General features: G+C 69.4%; 20 protein-coding genes and 2 riboswitches. Of the genes, 15 read left to right on the top strand and 5 right to left on the bottom strand.

The window, feature by feature from the left end; translation table 11 throughout:
- Positions 1 to 3: 3 nt before the first annotated feature.
- Positions 4 to 1,410: a GH1 family beta-glucosidase gene (locus BMY74_RS17105; protein ID WP_089917120.1), complete on the top strand. Its 1,407-nt coding sequence runs from the start codon at positions 4 to 6 to the stop codon at positions 1,408 to 1,410.
- A gap of 78 nt (positions 1,411 to 1,488) precedes the next feature.
- Here the strand turns inward: BMY74_RS17105 and BMY74_RS17100 are convergent, their stop codons facing one another.
- Positions 1,489 to 2,688, bottom strand: a complete 1,200-nt coding sequence (locus BMY74_RS17100) for an esterase-like activity of phytase family protein (RefSeq protein ID WP_089917118.1) — start codon at positions 2,686 to 2,688, stop codon at positions 1,489 to 1,491.
- A gap of 72 nt (positions 2,689 to 2,760) precedes the next feature.
- Between BMY74_RS17100 and BMY74_RS17095 the strand changes: the two genes are divergently transcribed.
- From BMY74_RS17095 to BMY74_RS17085, 3 genes are all read left to right on the top strand, one after another.
- Complete coding sequence (locus BMY74_RS17095; protein WP_089917116.1) at positions 2,761 to 3,783, top strand: GNAT family N-acetyltransferase; 1,023 nt, start codon at positions 2,761 to 2,763, stop codon at positions 3,781 to 3,783.
- A 78-nt stretch (positions 3,784 to 3,861) separates the two neighbouring features.
- A complete protein-coding gene (locus tag BMY74_RS17090; protein ID WP_089917668.1) occupies positions 3,862 to 4,887 on the top strand; it encodes a LacI family DNA-binding transcriptional regulator in 1,026 nt (341 codons plus the stop codon).
- 59 nt (positions 4,888 to 4,946) lie between these two features.
- On the top strand, positions 4,947 to 5,342 hold the full coding sequence (locus BMY74_RS17085; RefSeq protein WP_089917114.1) for a hypothetical protein: 396 nt from the start codon (positions 4,947 to 4,949) through the stop codon (positions 5,340 to 5,342).
- A 122-nt stretch (positions 5,343 to 5,464) separates the two neighbouring features.
- On the opposite strand, the gene BMY74_RS17080 is transcribed toward BMY74_RS17085, so the two are convergent.
- The gene (locus BMY74_RS17080; RefSeq protein WP_089917112.1) at positions 5,465 to 5,815 is read right to left on the bottom strand and encodes a hypothetical protein; all 351 of its coding nucleotides are present in this window, start codon (positions 5,813 to 5,815) and stop codon (positions 5,465 to 5,467) included.
- Positions 5,816 to 5,875: 60 nt separating this feature from the next.
- Here BMY74_RS17080 and BMY74_RS17075 point away from each other — a divergent pair, with 60 nt between their 5' ends.
- Positions 5,876 to 6,412 carry a DM13 domain-containing protein gene (locus tag BMY74_RS17075; RefSeq protein ID WP_089917111.1) on the top strand — a complete coding sequence of 179 codons (537 nt, stop codon included), beginning with the start codon at positions 5,876 to 5,878 and terminating at the stop codon, positions 6,410 to 6,412.
- 215 nt (positions 6,413 to 6,627) lie between these two features.
- Complete coding sequence (locus BMY74_RS17070) at positions 6,628 to 7,578, top strand: AraC family transcriptional regulator (RefSeq protein ID WP_089917109.1); 951 nt, start codon at positions 6,628 to 6,630, stop codon at positions 7,576 to 7,578.
- Here BMY74_RS17070 and BMY74_RS17065 read toward each other — a convergent pair.
- The 3 genes from BMY74_RS17065 to BMY74_RS17055 are packed head-to-tail and all read right to left on the bottom strand — an operon-like array spanning position 7,575 to position 11,301.
- Positions 7,575 to 9,605: a 3-hydroxyacyl-CoA dehydrogenase NAD-binding domain-containing protein gene (locus BMY74_RS17065; RefSeq protein ID WP_089917108.1), complete on the bottom strand. Its 2,031-nt coding sequence runs from the start codon at positions 9,603 to 9,605 to the stop codon at positions 7,575 to 7,577. The genes BMY74_RS17070 and BMY74_RS17065 overlap by 4 nt on opposite strands.
- Positions 9,606 to 9,608: 3 nt before the next feature.
- Positions 9,609 to 10,811 carry an acetyl-CoA C-acetyltransferase gene (locus tag BMY74_RS17060; protein WP_089917106.1) on the bottom strand — a complete coding sequence of 401 codons (1,203 nt, stop codon included), beginning with the start codon at positions 10,809 to 10,811 and terminating at the stop codon, positions 9,609 to 9,611.
- A 55-nt stretch (positions 10,812 to 10,866) separates the two neighbouring features.
- Complete coding sequence (locus tag BMY74_RS17055; protein WP_089917105.1) at positions 10,867 to 11,301, bottom strand: GNAT family N-acetyltransferase; 435 nt, start codon at positions 11,299 to 11,301, stop codon at positions 10,867 to 10,869.
- Positions 11,302 to 11,407: 106 nt separating this feature from the next.
- Between BMY74_RS17055 and BMY74_RS17050 the strand changes: the two genes are divergently transcribed.
- The 9 genes from BMY74_RS17050 (at position 11,408) to BMY74_RS17010 (ending at position 18,747) form a co-directional block, all read left to right on the top strand.
- Positions 11,408 to 12,544 (top strand): acyl-CoA dehydrogenase family protein, encoded by a 1,137-nt coding sequence (locus BMY74_RS17050; RefSeq protein WP_089917666.1) that lies wholly within the window; start codon positions 11,408 to 11,410, stop codon positions 12,542 to 12,544.
- Positions 12,541 to 13,665 (top strand): CaiB/BaiF CoA transferase family protein, encoded by a 1,125-nt coding sequence (locus BMY74_RS17045; RefSeq protein ID WP_089917103.1) that lies wholly within the window; start codon positions 12,541 to 12,543, stop codon positions 13,663 to 13,665. The genes BMY74_RS17050 and BMY74_RS17045 overlap by 4 nt, the downstream gene beginning before the upstream one ends.
- A 336-nt stretch (positions 13,666 to 14,001) precedes the next feature.
- Positions 14,002 to 14,181, top strand: a complete 180-nt coding sequence (locus BMY74_RS17040) for a hypothetical protein (RefSeq protein WP_177229788.1) — start codon at positions 14,002 to 14,004, stop codon at positions 14,179 to 14,181.
- Between the two features lie 164 nt (positions 14,182 to 14,345).
- Positions 14,346 to 14,837 (top strand): transcriptional regulator, encoded by a 492-nt coding sequence (locus BMY74_RS17035; protein ID WP_089917100.1) that lies wholly within the window; start codon positions 14,346 to 14,348, stop codon positions 14,835 to 14,837.
- A 120-nt stretch (positions 14,838 to 14,957) separates the two neighbouring features.
- A complete protein-coding gene (locus tag BMY74_RS17030; protein ID WP_245786188.1) occupies positions 14,958 to 15,311 on the top strand; it encodes a hypothetical protein in 354 nt (117 codons plus the stop codon).
- A 14-nt stretch (positions 15,312 to 15,325) separates the two neighbouring features.
- Positions 15,326 to 15,628 (top strand): DUF3817 domain-containing protein, encoded by a 303-nt coding sequence (locus BMY74_RS17025; RefSeq protein ID WP_089917097.1) that lies wholly within the window; start codon positions 15,326 to 15,328, stop codon positions 15,626 to 15,628.
- 45 nt (positions 15,629 to 15,673) lie between these two features.
- Positions 15,674 to 15,764: riboswitch (glycine riboswitch) on the top strand.
- Position 15,765: 1 nt separating this feature from the next.
- Positions 15,766 to 15,853, top strand: a riboswitch (glycine riboswitch).
- A 99-nt stretch (positions 15,854 to 15,952) separates the two neighbouring features.
- A complete protein-coding gene (gene gcvT, locus BMY74_RS17020; RefSeq protein ID WP_089917094.1) occupies positions 15,953 to 17,047 on the top strand; it encodes a glycine cleavage system aminomethyltransferase GcvT in 1,095 nt (364 codons plus the stop codon).
- Between the two features lie 14 nt (positions 17,048 to 17,061).
- Positions 17,062 to 18,327, top strand: a complete 1,266-nt coding sequence (gene glyA, locus BMY74_RS17015; protein WP_089917091.1) for a serine hydroxymethyltransferase — start codon at positions 17,062 to 17,064, stop codon at positions 18,325 to 18,327.
- Between the two features lie 219 nt (positions 18,328 to 18,546).
- Entirely contained in the window at positions 18,547 to 18,747 is a 201-nt protein-coding gene (locus BMY74_RS17010; RefSeq protein WP_089917088.1) for a hypothetical protein, read from the top strand.
- The last annotated feature ends 74 nt before the right edge of the window (positions 18,748 to 18,821 follow it).

Below are 18,821 nucleotides of genomic sequence, written 5' to 3'. Positions count from 1 at the left end.
TGAATGACGACCGACTCGGACGTCGAGGTCGGGCGAGAGGTGCTGACCTTCCCGCCGGACTTCCTCTGGGGGGCGGCCACAGCGGCGTTCCAGATCGAGGGTTCGACCACCGCGGACGGTCGCGGCGCCTCGATCTGGGACACGTTCGCCGCGACGCCCGGCAAGGTGCTGGCGGGGGACACGGGTGATCCCGCCTGCGACCACTACAACCGCTACCAGTCCGATGTGGACCTGATGAAGTCCCTCGGGCTGGCCTCGTACCGGTTCTCGGTCGCGTGGCCCCGGATCCAGCCGAGCGGCAGCGGCCAGGTCAACGAGCGCGGGCTCGCGTTCTACGACCGGCTCGTCGACTCGTTGCTGGAGAAGGACATCCAGCCGCTCGTCACGCTGTACCACTGGGACCTGCCGCAGGTCCTGGAGGACTTCGGCGGCTGGCGCAACCGCGACACCGCGTACCGCTTCGCCGAGTACGCCGCGATCGTGCACGAACGCCTCGGCGACCGGGTGCAGGCCTGGACCACGCTGAACGAGCCGTGGGTGTCGGCGTTCCTGGGCTACGGCAACGGGATCCACGCGCCGGGCATCACCGACGCGGTGGCGTCGCTGGAGGCCGCGCACCACCTGCTGCTGGCCCACGGGCTCGCGACGCAGGCGTTGCGCGCGCAGGCACCCGAGTCGCACCGGCTGTCGATCGTGCTCAACTTCAGCACGATCTACGGCGACGACGCGGAGGCGGTGCGCAAGGTCGACGGCCTGCAGAACCGCATCCTGCTCGACCCGGTCCTCGGCAAGGGCTACCCGCTCGACGTCCTGCAGGACACGACGTGGCTGGGCGACTGGACGAACGTGGTCCGCGACGGGGACATGGAGACCATCGCGACCCCGATCGACTGGATCGGCGTCAACTACTACAACCCGACCAGGGTCGCGCCGGCCGATCCCGGCTTCGTGCCGCTCGGGCCGCACGCGGGGCTGCGCGGTGTGACGATCGAGCCGCCGCAGGGCGAGCTCACGGGGTTCGGGTGGGAGCAGAACGCCGACGCGTTCACGGAACTGCTCGTCCGCCTGTCGCGCGACGCCGGCGGCGTGCCGCTGGTGGTCACGGAGAACGGCTCGGCGTTCCCGGACGTCGTCGACCCCGCGGGGCGCGTGCACGACGTCCAGCGGACGAAGTACCTGGTGGACCACGTCCGCGCGGTGCACAGGGCGATCTCCGAAGGCGCCGACGTCCGCGGGTACCTGGCGTGGTCGCTGCTCGACAACTACGAGTGGGCGGCGGGGTACTCGCAGCGGTTCGGGATCGTGCACGTGGACTTCGAGACGCAGCAGCGGACCGTCAAGGAAAGCGCCGTCACGCTGTCGCGGATCATCGGGCAGAACGGGCTTCCGGCCCACGGTTACACCGTTTAGCCCAGCAGTCGGGCCGAGGGGGCCTCAGCGCTCCCACCTGCGGACACCTCCGTGCCGCAGGTGGGAGCGCTCTCTCGTCTAACGCCTGCGCAGCACCCGCGGGTCGGCGTGCAGGCTCTCGCCCAGCCTGATGGTGATGAACTCGTTGTTGTCCGGCTTGCCCGGGGTGCGGCCCGACGACGACGGGAAGTTGTTGTCGTTGAGCACCGCGATCGTGCGGTCGTCGAGGATGGTGACGTCCTCGATCGTGACGAACGGGAAGCGGAACGGGTCCGCCTGGCCGCCGACGTGCTTCGGGTTGGCGAGGTCCAGCAGGTCGGCGACGAGGGTCTTGTCGAGCTCGCCGTCGCGGTCGCGGTCCCGCTTGTCCGCCAGGTACACGCGCTTGACCAGCGCGGCGGCGCCCTGGCCGTTGTCCCGCTCGATGATCAGCAGGCGGTTGGCGTCGACCGCGATGGCGTCACCGATCGCGAAGGACGGGTCCTCCAGCCGGTAGCGCCAGGTCTTGCCGGTGAACGAGTTGGAGGCGACGTCGAACTCGTTGAGGCGCAGGGTGCCCGGGGCGTCACCGGCGACGGTGCCCTCCAGCAGCGCGTTGATCCTCTTGCCGTCCGGCGAGAGCGTGATGCCCTCGAAACCCTTGCTGCCGCCGAGGTTCGGGTTGCCGGCGGGGTTCTCGGGGGCGCGCACGCCCGGCAGCGGCACGGGCGGGGCGAGCAGCCGGCCCGCGCGGTCGAAGTGCAGCAGGTACGGGCCGAACTCGTCGCCCATCCAGTAGGTGCCGTCGGCGCCGCGCGTGACGGACTCGACGTCGAGGTCCGCGCCGGTGATCACCCGGTCCTGCCGGGTGAGCGGGAACGGGATGTGGCCGTGCGGGTCGGTCAGCGTGACGCCGCCGAGCACGTCGACGGTGCCCTTCGCGAAGTCGGGCGCGATGCGGTGGATGCGCAGCAGGAAGTCCGCGCTGTTGGCCTTCGCGCCGTACCCGTTGTCGGAGATCGCGTCGAACGTGCCGTCGCCGTTGCGGACGAGACCGCTGAAGCCCTGGATCGGCTGGTCCGCGAACGGCGGCGTGACACCGTTGATCGGGGCGGTCCCCAGTGCCGCGCCGCTCGGTTCGCTGCCGGGCAGGTACGTCTCCGCCGGGAGGAAGGCGAAGTTCGTCAGCGCGGCCCGCTTCGGGCCCTTCTCGCCGGCCGCCTGAGGTGCCGCGGTGGTGGGCGTGGCCAGTGCCGTGACGGTGAGCAGGGTGAGGCCTACGGCCAGTGTTCTCCTCATCCCGCGACCCTATGAGGATCGTTTTACCCGTGGTTCGTCTCGCGGCAACAAGTTCCATGAACTCTTGACGTCATGACGACGACCTGGCGCTTGCGCTTCGAACTCAGCGACAGCCCCGGCGCGCTCGCCCGCGTCACCGTCCGGCTGGCCGCAGCAGACTGCAACGTCCTCGCGTTGCACGTGATCCCCGTGCCCGGCGGTGTGCTGGACGAGATCGTGGTGCGGGCCGGTGAGGGCGTGCTGCCCGCGGACCTCGTCGACGCCGTGCGGTCCGAGGGCGGCAAACGCGTCGGGATCACCACCGCGGACCTGAAGGAACTGGTGGACGAACCGACGGCGGCGCTGCGGGCGGCCCGGATCGCGCTGGCCGACCCGTCGCGGACGGGGGAGGCGCTCCGCCAGGTGCTGGCCGCGGACTCGGTGACCGCGGGGGAGGCCGCGGACGGCCAGGTCCAGTTGGGAGAGTGGGCCGCCCGGCGCGGCTGGGCCCGGTTCACGGAGGTGGAACTCACGCGCGCGCAGGCGTTGCTCGACCTCGTCGACGTCCCCGCGCCCACGATGCGGGCGACCGTCCTCGACGACGGCGCGGCTCTCGTCCTGCGCCCCGGTTCCGCCTCCGACGAGGACCTCGTGTCGGGCCTGCACTCCCGCTGTTCGATGAAGACCCTGTTCAACCGCTACCACTCCGGCATGCGCGCGCTGCCCCGCCGCTGGGTGCACCGCCTGCTCAACCCACCGCGCGGCACCACGGTCCTCGCGCAGGGCGGGGACCAGGTCGTGGCCCTCGGGCAACTCATCCACACCGGAACACCGGAGTGCGCCGAGATCTCGCTGCTGGTCGAGGACGCCTGGCAACGCCGTGGCGTCGGAACGGCACTGCTGAGCGCGCTGGCCGCGGACGCCCGCGCCGCCGGTTTCTCCGAGCTCGTCGCGTGGTGCCTGCCCTCGGAGTCGGCGCTCGTCCGGACCGCCGGCCGCGCCGGTCTCCCCGCCACGACACGCCGGGAGGACGGTCTTCTCCGCGTTTCGATCACGCCTGGTGCGACCGGTGTGAGGGCGCGGGGTGCTGGGGTCATAGCCGAAAAAACACGATGAACAGCGCGGAAACCCTCCTCGGAGATCGCTTGGGGCTAAGCTGCTTAGCGACTCAAAGGTTTTCATCGAGGAGTGGTGGTGCTCGTGTCCAACCACGCGCGTCCGACGTTGGAAGACGTTGCCGCGAGGGCAGGGGTTTCCCGCGCCACGGCGTCACGAGTGCTGAACGCGTCACCGCGCGTGAGCCCGGAAGCGCTGGAGGCGGTCAACGCGGCCGTGTCGGCGCTGGGCTACCAGCCGAACCGCGCCGCGCGGGCGTTGGTCACCCGCCGCACCGGCGCCGTCGCCGTGCTCTTCTCCGAACCGGAACCCAAGATCTTCGATGACCCGCACTTCGCCCGCCTGATCCGTGCGGGAGCGCGCGCTCTCGCGGACGTCGACGTGCAGATGGTGCTCATGCTCGTGCACTCGCCGGACGACCAGGCGCGCGCACACCGCTTCCTCGCAGGCGGCCACGTCGACGGCGCCCTGGTCTTCGCGCCGCACCGCAACGACGAGCTGGTCTCGATCGTGAAGAAGCTGCCGCTCCCGGTCGTGTACGCCGGCAAGCCGTGGGGTTCGTTGCGCGGCATGCACCTCGTGGACAACGACAACGAGGGTGGCGCGGTCCTCGCCACCGAGCACCTGAAGTCGCTCGGCCGCAAGAAGATCGTTCACGTTTCCGGCCCGCTGGACGAGCTGTCGGCCATAGACCGCCTGAACGGCTTCAAGTCCGCCCTGTCGTTGGACGACAAGGGAGTCGCGCGGTTCGTCGAGGACGGCGGCTTCACGCGCGAGGGCGGGCGCAAGGCCATGTCCGTCCTGCTGAACAAGATCCCGAACCTCGACGCCGTGTTCGTGGCCTCCGACCTGATGGCCGCGGGGGCGCTGGAGACCTTGCAGGAGGCCGGGAAGCGCGTGCCGCAGGACGTCGCCGTGGTCGGGTTCGACGACCACGTGGCGATAGCGGAGCACACCTCACCGCCGTTGACCTCCGTTCGGCAGGACTCCGACGAGCAGGTCGCCCACATGGTCGAGCACCTGATGAAGCTGCTGCGGGATGAGACCGTGAAGCGCAAGCAGCAGATGCTGCCCACGGTGCTGGTGCGGCGCGAGTCCGCCTGAGCTGCGTCTCGGCCCCCGCCCGGCACAGCCCGGCGGGGGCCGAGACGTGTCAGCCGCCCATGTTCTTGCAGGTGGGCGGTGGCAACGGGTTCAGGGGACTGCACGGCCACCCCGACGAGGACGGCGCTGCCGTGGTCGTGGGTGCCGGCGTCGTCGTCGGCTGCTGGTCGGGGTTCGTCGCCGCCGGGGGCGGGGTGGTCTTCTTCGGGCTCTGCTGCGTGCTCGGGGTCGGGCTCGAGCTCGGCGATTCGCTGCTGGTCGGGGTCGAGCTCTCCGTCGTGCTCGGTGCGGTGCTGGAAGTCGACGTGATCCAGCTGGAAGCGGGTGTTCTGCTCAGCGGGTCCTCACCTGCCGCTCCGTGGAACGCCATGCCCACCAGCACGCCGAGCAACGCTGACCCGAGCACAGCGGAACCACCTGCGGCCCACAGTGCGCGCACAGCGGTCCTCCTCTAGATGCTCACGGTGTGAAGTCGATCGATCACGCTCTCGGCACAGTACCGGGTGGACCGGTTGCGGGAGAACGCTCGACTGAATGCCTTATCGGCTCCCTGATGGCCCCGGTTGAGTGATCACCGTCACTGAACTGTGATCCGGGCGAGTACCAAACTGGCCCCGGAAAGGCCTGCCACCAGCACGGTTCCGGTCAGGTGCCACGTCGGAGCGTCACCCGAGCAGGTGAACACCTCGGTGAAGCGTTCCGACGAGCAGGTGACGAACGGAACCGAGGAGAGGGCGATGGAGGCGGCCGCCACGCCGCCGAGCAGAGCGGAGCCGAACGTGCGCATGGCCGGGAACGCGGCGTTGGCCGTGCCCACCGCGGCGATGGCGAAGAGGAGCGGGACCGGTCTGGGGAAGAGGCCCGTCAGCGCGCAGCCGACCATCAGGACGCCGAGCACGGCCTGGCCGATCCTCGCCTGTGTCGCCACGGCGGCACCCTAACAACTCCGTAAGCTCTTTTCGGTCCGGTTTGCGCCACTATTTTCCGTATGCGCAGTCGTCGATTTCTGATCCCCGTCTCAGTTTTCCTGGTCGTCGCGCTCGGGGTGGGGCTGTACCTGTTCCAGCCGTGGCGGCTGCTCACGGTTCGCGAAACGCACGACGCCTTGCTCGTGCCTCCCGCGCCCGTGTCGACGAGTACCTCCGCGGTCGCCGAGACGTCCGCCGAGTCGCCTGTCGAAACGGCGAAGGAGGTGGCGATGGGGCAGTGGCGCTCGCTCGAGCACGCGACCACCGGTAAGGCGAGCCTGATCTCGCTGCCGGGTGGCGCGCATTCGGTCCAGTTCGCTTCTCTGGACACCAGCGACGGCCCTGACCTGTACGTTTACCTCTCGCCGCACCCGTCGAGCTCGCCGGAGAAGAAGTTCGGTGAGGGATTCACCAGCCTCGGCAAGTTGAAGGGGAACCGTGGCGACCAGGTGTACGAAATTCCCGCGGGCGTGGACGTGTCCACCATTCGGAGCGTGGTGATCTGGTGCCAGCGGTTCAGTGCCGGCTTCGCCGTAGCGCCACTGGAACAAGCCTGAAACATCCACTTCGGACTGGGCTCTTCGCAGTATTGACTTTCCTGGTCTAGACCACATAGCGTTAACGTCAACAACACCACATCGTCCCTTGTCGATGGGCGTGCGGAAGCCCCGTCGACAAGGAGCACGGCTCACTGGATGGGCCCACTGCGGCGGTGACGCGACTCCTGCTCTCCCCGGAGCCGCGTCACCGCCGGTGGCGTTTACTGTGGTTCGTGCACTCCAGGACGGTGGCGATCCACTACGTGCGCGCGGCGCTCCGCGCGTGCCCGGAGCCGTCCGCCGTCCTGCACGGTGCTGGCATCCCGCCCAGCCTCCTCGCGGACGACCGGGCGCGCGTCACGCCCGCCCAGTACACGAAGTTCATCCAGACGCTGTGGGAAGTCCTCGACGACGAGTTCATGGGCTTCGGGCCGCGGCCGTCCAAGCGCGGCACGTTCGCCATGATGTGCCTGCTCTCCGTGCACTGCCCGGACCTCGAAGCAGCGCTCAAGAGGGGTCTCGCGTTCTACGCGCTCTTCGACGAGCCGCTGGAGCTGTCGCTCGACGGCGGCCGCTTCACGCTGCACATCCCCGGCGACCCGGACCACTTCCTGACCGAGTCGCTTCTCGTGTTGTGGCACCGCTTCTCGTCGTGGCTCATCGGCCGCCGCATCCCGTTGCAGAGCGCCGAGTTCGCCTACCCGGAGCCGTCGCACGCCGCCGAGTACCACCTGATCTTCGGCTGCCCGCTGCGCTTCGACGCGCCGGCCACCACGATCGCGTTCGACCCGAAGTTCCTGCGCATGCCGGTCGTGCAGGACGAGGCGGCGCTGCGGCGGTTCCTGCGGCACTCGCCGGCGGAGCTGTTGTCGCGCAGGGACCACGGCGCGGACACGGCGGGTCACGTGCGGCGGTTGCTCGGGCGCGGCGTGACGGGACTGGAGGCCGTGGCGGCCCAGCTGGGGGTGTCGGCGCCGACGTTGCGGCGCAGGCTCGCCGCCGAGGGGACGTCGTTCCGCGAGGTGCGCGAGCAGCTGCTGCGCGACCAGGCGGTGGCCTCGCTCGTGCGGGGCGGGGAGTCGGTGGAGGAGTTGGCGCTGCGCCTCGGGTTCTCCGAGGCGAGCGCCTTCCACCGTGCTTTCAAACGCTGGACCGGGTCGTCACCCGGCTCCTACCGTGCCTAAAACTTGTCGCGCTCCCGCAGCGAGGCCGGGGGACGGAACCGCTCCCCGTACGTGTCCGCGAGGTAGTCCGCGCGCTCCACGAACGCCTGCACGCCGTAGGAGTTGATGAACTGCAGCGTGCCACCGCTCCACGGCGCGAACCCGAACCCGAAGATCGAGCCGATGTTCGCGTCCGCCACGGACGTCAGCACGCCCTCGTCCAGGCACCGCACGGTCTCCAGCGACTGCACGAACAGCAGCCGGTCGCGCACGTCCTGTTCGGACACACCCGCGTCGGCCTTCGCGTACCGGGTGGTGAGCTCGGGCCACAGGAACTTCTTCGACCCGTCCGAGGGGTACTCGTAGAAGCCCGCGCCGGTCGACTTGCCGCTGCGTCCCAACGACACCAGCTCGCGGATCAGGTCGTAGGCCGGGCTGTCCGACACGAGCGTCGGGTCGTCGGCGAGCGTCTGGTCGTGGATCTTGAGCTGCAGCGACAGCGTCACCTCGTCCGACACCGCCAGCGGGCCCACGGCCATGCCGGACTTCTTCGCGACGTTCTCGATCAACGCCGGCGCCACGCCCTCGGCCAGCATCGTGATCGCCTCGATCACGTACGTGCCGAACGTCCGCGAGGTGTAGAAACCGCGCGAGTCGTTGACCACGATCGGCGTCTTCCCGATCTGCCGCACGTAGTCCAGCGCGCGCTGGAGCGTCTCCTCGGACGTCTTCTCGCCGCGGATGATCTCCACGAGCCGCATCTTCGGCACGGGGGAGAAGAAGTGCAGGCCGATGAACCGCTCCGGCGCGGCCACGGCCGACGCGAGGCCGGTGATCGGCAGCGTGGAGGTGTTGGACGCGATCACCGCGTCCGGCAGCGCCTTCTCCTCGGCCGCGGGCAGGACCTTGTTCTTCAGCTCGCGGTTCTCGAAGACGGCCTCGATGATCAGGTCGCAGCCCGCGAGGTCGTCGTCGGAGTCGGTCGGCGTGATGCCTTCCAGGCCCTGAGCGCCCTTCTGGGCGCCTTCGAGGCTGACGTCCTTCAGGACCACCTCGATGCCGGCCTTCGCGGACACCTCGGCGATTCCGGCGCCCATCATGCCCGCGCCCAGCACACCGAGCTTCGAGACGCGCTTGCCGGTGGCGGAGGCGCGGCCGTTGACCTCGTTGAGGTTGAACCAGAACGCCGTGATCATGTTCTTGGAGACCTGACCGGAGGCCAGTTCCAGGAAGTAGCGGCCCTCGATCTTCAGCGCCGTGTCGAAGTCGACGAAGGCGCCTTCGACGGCCGTCGCCATGATCTTCTCCTGCGCCGGGTACACGCCGTGCGTCTTCTTGCTCAGCACGGCGGGAGCGGCGGCCAAGAGCCCGTAACTGTTGGGGTCGCCGAACTTCAGGTCCGGCACGCCCGCGCCCTGCACGTCCCACGGCTGCGTCGGCGCCGGGTTCGCCTTGATCCACGCGATCGCCTCGGAGATCAGCTCCTCGCGCGTGTCCACGAGCCGGTGCACGATGCCGGCCTGCAGCGCGCGTTCCGGACGCAGCTGCTTGCCCTCCATGAGCAATGGCAACGCCTTCTGCACGCCGAGCAGCCGCACCATGCGCGTGACGCCACCGCCGCCGGGCAGCAGGCCGAGCGTCGCCTCGGGCAGGCCGACGCGGATGCCGTTGTCGTTCAACAGGATCCGGTGGTGCGAGGCGAGCGCGATCTCGAACCCGCCGCCGAGCGCGGTGCCGTTGATGGCGGCCACGACCGGCTTGCCGAGCTTCTCCAGTCGCCGCAGCTGCGACTTGAGCTCCTCGACGCCGTCGAGCGCCTGTGAGGCGTTCTCCGGGGTGATCGAGATCAGCACGTTCAGGTCGCCACCGGCGAAGAACGTCTTCTTGGCGGACGTGATGACCACGCCGGTGATGTCGTCGCCCTCGAGCTTCGAGACCGCGTCGCCCATCAGGTCGCGGTACTCGTCGTTCATGACGTTGGCGGAGCCGGACATGTCCATCGTCAGGGTGACGATGCCGTCCGCGTCCTTGTCGTAGTGGAACGGCATGCCTCAGACCCTCTCGATGATCGTCGCGATACCCATGCCGCCGCCCACGCACAGCGTGGCGAGGCCCCGGCGCAGGTCCCGGCGCTCCAGCTCGTCGAGCAGCGTGCCGAGGATCATGCAGCCGGTGGCGCCGAGCGGGTGGCCGAGCGCGATCGCGCCGCCGTTGACGTTGACCTTGTCCTCGGGGATGTTCATGTCCCGCAGGAACTTCAGCACGACCGACGAGAACGCCTCGTTGACCTCGAACAGGTCGATGTCCTCGACCGAGAGGCCCGCCTTGTCGAGCGCCTTGCGCGCGGACGGCGCCGGCCCGGTGAGCATGATCGTCGGCTCGGTGCCCACGACGGCCACGGAGACGATCCGGGCGCGCGGGGTCAGGCCGAGCGCCTTGCCCGCCGCCGCGGAGCCGATCAGCATCGCGGCGGAGCCGTCGACGATCTGCGACGAGTTGCCCGGCGTGTGCACGTGGCTGATGCGTTCGACGGTGGGGTAGCGGTCGATCGCGACGGTGTCGTAGCCGAGGTCGCCGTGGAACTGGAAGCTCGGCTTGAGCCTGCCGAGGGACTCCACGGTGGACTCGGGACGGATCGTCTCGTCCTCCTTGAGCACCACCGTGCCGTTCTGGTCGACGACCGGCACGACGGACCGCTCGAACCAGCCGTTCTTCTGCGCCTCGAACGCGCGGGCGTGCGATCGGGCGGCCCAGGAGTCGACGTCCGTGCGGGAGAAGCCCTCGAGCGTCGCGATCAGGTCGGCCGAGACGCCCTGCGGCACGAACGAGAGGTCGAAGTTCGTCTGCGGGTCGATCGCCCACGCGCCGCCGTCGGAGCCCATGGGCACGCGCGACATCGACTCGACGCCACCGGCCACCACGAGGTCCTCGAACCCGGACGCGACCTTGGCCGCGGCGAGGTTCACGGACTCGAGGCCCGAGGCGCAGAACCGGTTGAGCTGCACACCGGCGGGACGCTGGTCCCACCCGGCGGCCAGCAGCGCCGTGCGGGCGATGTCGCCGCCCTGCTCGCCGAGCGGGGACACGACGCCGAACACGACGTCGTCCACCGCGGAGGTGTCGAGGGAGTTGCGTTCGGACAGGGCGCGCAGCACACCGGCGGCCAGCTCGACGGGCTTGACGCTGTGCAGCGCCCCGCGCTTGCCCTTGCCGCGCGGCGTGCGCACCGCGTCGAAGATCAAGGCTTCGCTCATGACACCACGCTAGGCCCGCTCCCCGGACCTGGCCATGACCGTGAAGGGTGACCGATTAGCTCACCGCGAGCTGCAGGTACTCGGGATCCTCCGTCTCGACGAACCCGAGCCGCTCGTAGAGCCTGCGCGCGGGCAGGTTGTCGACCCACACGCGCAGTCGCACGACCTTCCAGCCCTCCTCCACCGCCCACTCGAGAACGGCCTTGAGCAGGCCTTCCCCGAGTCCGCGCCCGCGGTGCGACGGCCGCACCCACATCGAGTAGAGGTAGAGCCCCTCCGGCTTCGCGGTGGCCGCGACCAGGGCGACGGGTTCGTCGTCGAGCGCGACGACCTTGAGGCCCTCGGCCGCGCGTTCCCGCCACTCGGCGTCGTCGAACCCCTGCTCGACCGCCAGCGTCGACCCGAACTCCTCGGGGTCGCTGGACAGCGCCTCCAGGCGGATGTCCCGCCACAGCCGCCACTCGTCCGGCGCGACCTGATGGATCTGCATACCGACCAGTCTGGACGACGGGGTGGGAATTTCGCTCAGATTTTCGGGTGACGCCCTGGCGCGGCGGTCATGGTGTGGATCATCGCGCGGTGGTTTCGTGGACCGCATGGCAGAGCGTCGATCGCGGTGGATGGACAGCGACCTGGACCAGTTGCGCCAGCTCGCGCGCACGTTCTTCGAGAAGGAGGTCACGCCGAACGCCGAACGCTTCGCCGAGCAGAAGCAGGTCGACCGCGACCTCTGGACGAAGGCGGGCGAGCTCGGGCTGCTGTGCCTGAGCATCCCCGAGGAGTACGGCGGCGGTGGCGGCACGTTCGCGCACGAGGCCGTGCTCCTGGAGGAGCAGGCGCGCGCCGGCGACAGCTCGTGGGGCAACAGCGTCCACAGCGGCATCGTCGCCCACTACCTCAACTCCTACGGCACGGAGGAGCAGAAGCGGCGCTGGCTGCCCAAGCTCGCGTCCGGCGAGTACGTCGGCGCGATCGCGATGACCGAACCCGGCGCGGGCTCCGACCTCCAGGGCATCCGCACGAAGGCGATCCGCGAGGGCGACGAGTACGTCATCAACGGTTCGAAGACCTTCATCACCAACGGCGCGCTCGCGGACCTCGTCATCGTCGTCGCCAAGACCGACCCGTCGCAGGGCGCCACCGGCATCTCGCTGCTCGTCGTCGAGAACGACATCCGGCGCGGCCGCGTGCTCGACAAGGTCGGCATGAAGGGCCAGGACACCGCCGAGCTGTTCTTCGACGACGTCCGCGTGCCCGCCGCGAACCTCCTCGGCGGGCAGGAGGGCCAGGGGTTCGTCCAGCTCATGCAGCAGCTGCCGCAGGAGCGTCTGATCATCGGGGTCTGCTGCATCGCGGGCATCGAGGCCGCCGTCGACCTCACGCTGAAGTACGTGAGGGAGCGCAAGGCGTTCGGCAAGGAGCTGATCAAGTTCCAGAACACCCGTTTCAAGCTCGCCGAGTGCGCCACCGAGGCGTCCGTGACGAGGGCGTTCATCGACGAGTGCGTCGAGAAGCACCTGCGCGGCGAACTGGACGTGCCGACCGCGGCGATGGCGAAGTGGTGGGCCAGCGACCGGCTGAGCAGGGTCGTCGACGAGTGCGTGCAGCTCTTCGGCGGCTACGGCTACATGAACGAGTACCCGATCGCACGTGCCTGGTCCGACGCCCGCGTCCAGCGGATCTACGGCGGCACGAACGAGATCATGAAGGAAATCATCGCGAGGTCCCTGTGAGCGGCCCTCTGGCGGGACTCCGGGTCGTCGAACTGGCCGGGCTCGCGCCCGCGCCGTTCGGCGCCATGGTGCTGGCCGACCTGGGCGCGGACGTGGTCCAGGTGCACAAGCCGGGGAGCCGCTCGACCGTCCCCGGCGACTTCCTCACCCGCGGCCGGCGCTCGATCGCGATCGACACCCGCGAACCCGAGGGCGCCGAGCTGGTGCTGGGCCTGGTCGAGCGCTCGGACGTGCTGATCGAGGGTTTCCGGCCGGGCGTCACCGAACGGCTGGGCATCGGCCCCGCGCAGTGCCTCGCCCGCAACCCGCGCCTCATCTACGGGCGCATGACCGGGTGGGGCCAGGACGGGCCCCTGGCCGACCGCGCCGGGCACGACATCAACTACATCGCCGTCGCCGGGGCGCTGGAGCCCCTGGGACGGGCCGGCGGGCCGCCGTCGTTCCCCATCAACCTGCTGGGCGACTTCGGCGGGGGAGGGCTGCTGCTGGCCCTCGGCGTCCTGGCCGCGCTGTATGAAAGGGAACGTTCCGGGCGGGGCCAGGTCGTGGACGCGGCGATGGTCGACGGGGCGGCGTTGCTGACGACGTTCCTGCACGGGATGCGCTCCGCGGGCATGTGGTCCGGCGGCCGCGGCGAGAACATGCTCGACGGTGGAGTGCCGTTCTACGACGTCTACGAGGCCGCGGACGGGCGGTACGTGGCGGTGGGCGCGCTGGAGGAGAAGTTCTACGCGGACCTGGTGCGGGTGCTGGGCCTGCAGGACGCTCCCTCGCGCAACGACCCGGCGAACTGGCCCGAGCTGCGGGAACGCATCGCGGCGGCGGTGAAGACCCGGTCGCGGGACGAGTGGGCCGAGCTCGCGGAGGGCACGGACGCGTGCCTGGCGCCGGTGCTGACCCCCGCGGAGGCGGCGAATCACCCGTACAACGCGGCTCGCCACACTTTCGTGGACGTGGGCGGTGCTCTGCACCCGGCTCCGGCGCCCCGGTTCGACCGCACTCCGGCGGCCGTTCCGACGCCTCCGGTCCCGGCCGGGGCGAACACCGGGGAAGTGCTTGCCGACATGGGTGTGTCGGAAGACCGAATTATGGAACTGCGGCGGTCTGGAGTAATTGGATAATGCCTGGGCGCGCTTTTATTGCGCCACGAGGGCGTGACGGTGCGTGATGGGGCGCGTTCGGCATCCGGGTGAGGCCCGGTGCAACAGTCTCTCTTCCAAGCTGTGGGATGCGAGGGTCTCCGTGTTCACCTCGTGCCCAGGACATCGGCGCTGCTGACGCCCCTCTTTAGCCGCCATTCGGGTGACATTGGCCGCCGTGCAGGCGTGCGTCGCTGGTGGATCCTGGGACGACTTGGGCGTGGTCGTTGTTCATCGCAAGGGTGAATGAGGGACCATGACGGGTGACACGGGCGGCGTGCCGCCCGACCTGTGGACGACACGGACGGAGAGGTACCTGTGAACCTCAAGAAGGTGCTAGTGCTGGCGGGCGTCGCGCTGGTGCTGTTCCTCCTGATCACCCAGCCCGAGCAGTCCGCTTCGGCGGTGCAGCAGGTCCTCGGCTGGCTGCGTCAGGGCGCGGAGTCGATCATCACCTTCGTCAGGAGCCTCTTCGGGACGGCCACCCCTCTCGCCTAGTGACGGACGGTGATCTTCGGCCGTCCGCGTTGAGCCGGACGGGTGGAATGCGGCCAATCACGCACTGGTAACGGGTGTTCTGGTGATTCAGGGTCTGGCGATTGTCAGACCTACCGAATACCTTCCGCTGCAATGGCCGATCCCCGACCGACGAGGAGGCATTGATGGTCGAGGACTCCGGGGTCCACGAGCTGTTGCAGCAGTGGGCGGCTGAACGGTCTGATGACGCAGAGATGCAGGAGGTGAACCGGATCAAGAACGCGTGGCTCGCGGAGGCTCCCCCCTCGGCGCCAGGCATCCCCGTGCAGCGGGGAGGCAGGAGCGGGTCGCGTGGCTTGGTCAAGGTCGACTCGGCGGATCCGGCCTACGTGGCCGCGATGCGCAAGCGGGCGCCGGAGGCACCCGAGGCACTGCTCGCCGCCGCGGCGAGCTACTGGCAGCTGGTGGGCGACGTCGCCGAGGCCGAGCAGTGGTGGGACGCGGGCATCAGCCCGCTGGACCAGCGCGCGCTCGACTACCGCGCGGCCGGCCTCACGCCTGCCGACCTCGGGCGGCGCCTGGGACCGATGACGGTTCTCCAGCACCTCCGCCGTGGCTCGGCCGCGGCCTGGTGCGTCGCACGTCTGCAGAGGCAGCGCCGGGACGGCGTCGCGTAGTTCGGCAACGGGCTCTCGGAGGCGGGAGCCCTGCAGTTCCCTTCACGGGTGGCCTCCTCTTCGCGGAGGCCTCACCCAAGTAGTGTGGAGGTCGTGCGCGGCCTCCTTACTCCCCAACGTGTGCTGATCGCGTTCGCCTGTCTGGCGGCGCTGGTCGTCTGTTGCGGGCTCGCGTACTGGCAGTGGCAGCGCTTCGAGTCCGCCAGCGGCACGTTCCAGAACCTCGGCTACGTGCTCCAGTGGCCGCTCTTCGGCCTCTTCCCGCTCTTCATGGTGTGGCGCTTCCGCAGGCTCGCGCGCGAACGCCGTGACGAGGCTCTCTCACCCGAGCCGGTTGCAGCAGCCCCTGCGCCGGTAAGTACGGTTGTCGCCGTCAAACCCGCGCCTGTCGAGCAGTTCGACGACGAAGAAGACGCGGAGCTCGCGGCCTACAACCGCATGCTCGCGGACCTCAACGCGCGGGACGGTCGTTGAGCGAAGGCGGGCAGATGAAGGGTGCGTTGACCCGGTTCAGGGTCATGGCTTACGTGGTCGGAGTCTTCCTGCTGCTCCTGGTCGTGGCCATGGTGCTCAAGTACGCCGCGGACATGGGTGGCGCGATGAAGGTCGTCGGCCCGGTCCACGGCTTCCTCTACGCCATCTACCTGGTGATTTCCGTCGACCTGGCGCTCAAGCTGCGCTGGTCGATCAAGGGCACCCTGCTGGTGCTGCTCGCCGGCACCGTGCCGTTCCTGTCGTTCTGGGCGGAGCGCAAGGTGGTCGAGAAGACGGCGCAGGGCGTCCCGCTGTGACGTTTGGCCTGCTAGCGTCTGGGGCTACCAACTGAACACGGCCGTTGACGTCGCGCGGGAGAGCTCCCTTCGGTGGGAGCGCCGAAGGAGCAACTCCTCCCCGGAATCTCTCAGGTACAAGTACCGCGCGACGAAGGCAACTCTGGAAAGCAGGCCGCTCGGCGGCCTCGCCCACGGTGCAAGCCACTCCGGTGGTGAAGCTCTCAGGCTCATGACAGAGGGGGAGGCTCGCTCTAGTGAGGAGTCTCCGATGGACCGTGTCATTCTTCTGATGCCTCAGCCGGCCGCGTCCGGCTCTTCGGCGCACCCTGGAGGAGCGTTCTGATGTCCCGCCTCACGCCTCTGAACGCCGAGCACGAGCAGCTCGGCGCGATGTTCACCGACTTCGCGGGCTGGCGGATGCCGCTGCGCTACTCGTCCGAACTCGCGGAGCACCACGCGGTGCGCACGACCGCGGGCCTGTTCGACCTCACGCACATGGGTGAGATCGTGCTGACCGGCCCGGCCGCGGGGGAGGCCCTCGACCACGCGCTGGTCGGCCACATCTCCGCGCTGGCCGTCGGCAAGGCGCGCTACACGATGATCACCCAGGCCGACGGCGGCGTGATCGACGACCTGATCGTGTACCGCCTCGGCGACGAGGAGTTCATGGTCGTCGCGAACGCCTCCAACGCTTCAGTGGTGGCTGAAGCTCTGGTCGAGCGCGCCGCCGGGTTCGACACCGTGGTCACGGACAAGTCGACCGATTACGCGCTCATCGCCATCCAGGGCCCGAAGTCGGTCGAGATCCTTTCGGGTCTCACCGAAACGGACCTGTCGACGGTCAAGTACTACGCCTCGTACCCGTCCACCGTGGCCGGCGTCGACGCGCTGCTCGCCCGCACCGGCTACACCGGTGAGGAGGGCTTCGAGCTGTTCGTCGCGCCCGCTGACGCGTCCGCCGTGTGGGCGGCGCTGCTCGCCGCGGGTGAGGCGCACGAGCTCAAGCCGTGCGGTCTCGGCTGCCGCGACACGCTGCGCCTCGAAGCCGGGATGCCGTTGTACGGCAACGAGCTGACGACGTCGCTCACGCCGTACAACGCGAACCTGGGCCGCGTCGTGAAGCTCGACAAGCCCGGCGACTTCGTGGGCCGCGACGCCCTGACCAAGGTCGCGGAGTCCGGTGTGGACTCGGTCCTGGTCGGACTGAAGACCCCCGAGCGCCGCGCCCCGCGCCACGGCTACGCGGTGCTGAACGGCGACGAGGTCGTGGGCGAGGTGACGTCGGGCGCGCTGTCCCCGACCCTCGGCTACTCCGTCGCGATGGCCTACGTGACCAAGGCCAGTGCCGAGCCGGGCACCCAACTGCTGGTGGACGTCCGCGGCAAGAAGCAGCCGGTCGAGGTCGTCGCACTTCCGTTCTACAAGCGCGCCAAGTAAGGGAGATCTTCCAGATGTCCGACCAGTTCAACGCTTCCCTCGCGGAGTACGACCCCGAGGTGGCCGAGGCCGTTGCGGCCGAGCTGGCACGCCAGCAGGGCACTCTCGAGATGATCGCCTCGGAGAACTTCACGCCCGTCTCGGTCCTGCAGGCCCAGGGCTCGGTGCTGACCAACAAGTACGCCGAGGGCTACCCCGGCCGCCGCTACTACGGCGGCTGCGAGCACGTGGACGTCGTCGAACGCCTCGCCATCGAGCGCATCAAGTCGCTCTTCGGCGCCGGCTTCGCGAACGTCCAGCCGCACTCCGGCGCGCAGGCCAACGCGGCCGCCATGTTCGCCCTGTTGCAGCCCGGCGACACGATCCTGGGCCTGGACCTGGCGCACGGCGGCCACCTGACGCACGGCATGCGCATCAACTTCTCCGGCAAGCTCTACAACGTCGTGCCGTACCACGTCTCCGACGGCGACGGCCGCGTCGACATGGCCGAGGTCGAGCGCCTGGCCCAGGAGCACAGGCCCAAGCTGATCGTCGCTGGCTGGTCCGCCTACCCGCGTCAGCTGGACTTCGCCGAGTTCCGCCGCATCGCGGACTCGGTCGAGGCCTACCTGATGGTCGACATGGCGCACTTCGCGGGCCTCGTCGCCGCGGGCCTGCACCCGTCGCCCGTGCCGCACGCGCACGTCACGACGACCACGACCCACAAGACCCTCGGCGGCCCGCGTGGCGGCGTGATCCTCTCCAACGAGGCGGACATCGCCAAGAAGATCAACTCCGCGGTGTTCCCCGGCCAGCAGGGCGGCCCGCTGGAGCACGTGATCGCGGCCAAGGCCGTGGCGTTCAAGCACGCGGCCTCGCCGGAGTTCGCGGACCGCCAGCGCCGCACGCTGGAGGGCGCCCGCATCCTGGCCGACCGCCTGTCGCAGGCCGACGTCGCCGCGGCCGGCGTGAAGGTGCTGACCGGGGGCACCGACGTGCACCTGGTCCTGGTCGACCTGGTGTCGTCCGAGCTGGACGGCAAGCAGGCCGAGGACGTGCTGCACCAGATCGGCATCACGGTCAACCGCAACGCCGTGCCGAACGACCCGCGTCCGCCGATGGTCACGTCGGGGCTGCGGATCGGCACGCCGGCGTTGGCCACGCGCGGGTTCGGTGAGGTCGACTTCGCCGAGGTCGCCGATGTGATCGCGGAGGCCTTGAAGCCCGGTGCGGCTGTTGAGGAGCTGCGGGCCCGGGTCGAGGTGCTGGCGGCGAAGCACCCGCTGTACTCGACGCTCTGATCGTTGCTTGGACGAAGAGGGGGCCTCGGTGAGGTCCCCTCTTCGCTGTTCCGGGGTGGACTCCACTACCGCAGAAATCTCGGAACTGGTCCGTTCGCGCGGTTCTTGATCATGACTTGTCCACATTTTGCGAGTTGTCCACAGCTTGGCCGGGATCAGGCCACCTGTCGGCTGCCCGGCAACACACTGGCGAGGAAGGCAGGCGAAGGGATCTCGTCCATGTGGGGCTGGTTGGTCGGCGGCTACACCGGAGTGCTCGTGGCGCTCACCGGTTTCGCCGGATTCGTCGCGTCGGGGGTCGATTGCTCGAAGAAGCGCGCCGACGCGTACAAGGTGCTCAAGCTCGTTCTGATGTCGGTGACGGGAGCTGGCGGTGTGTTCGCCGTACTGGTGAGGCTGCACGAGGCCGGGTTGGTGTGAACGAGCACCGGTGAACAGGGAAGGGCGCCACCGCGAACCGGTGGCGCCCTTCCGTGACCCGAGAGCGAAACGAC

The sequence above is a fragment of the Lentzea albida genome, from assembly GCF_900111005.1.
Classification (GTDB): Bacteria; Actinomycetota; Actinomycetes; order Mycobacteriales; family Pseudonocardiaceae; genus Lentzea; species Lentzea albida.
Note: the sequence above shows the minus strand (reverse complement) of the source record. Positions and strands in the feature narration are given on the sequence as shown.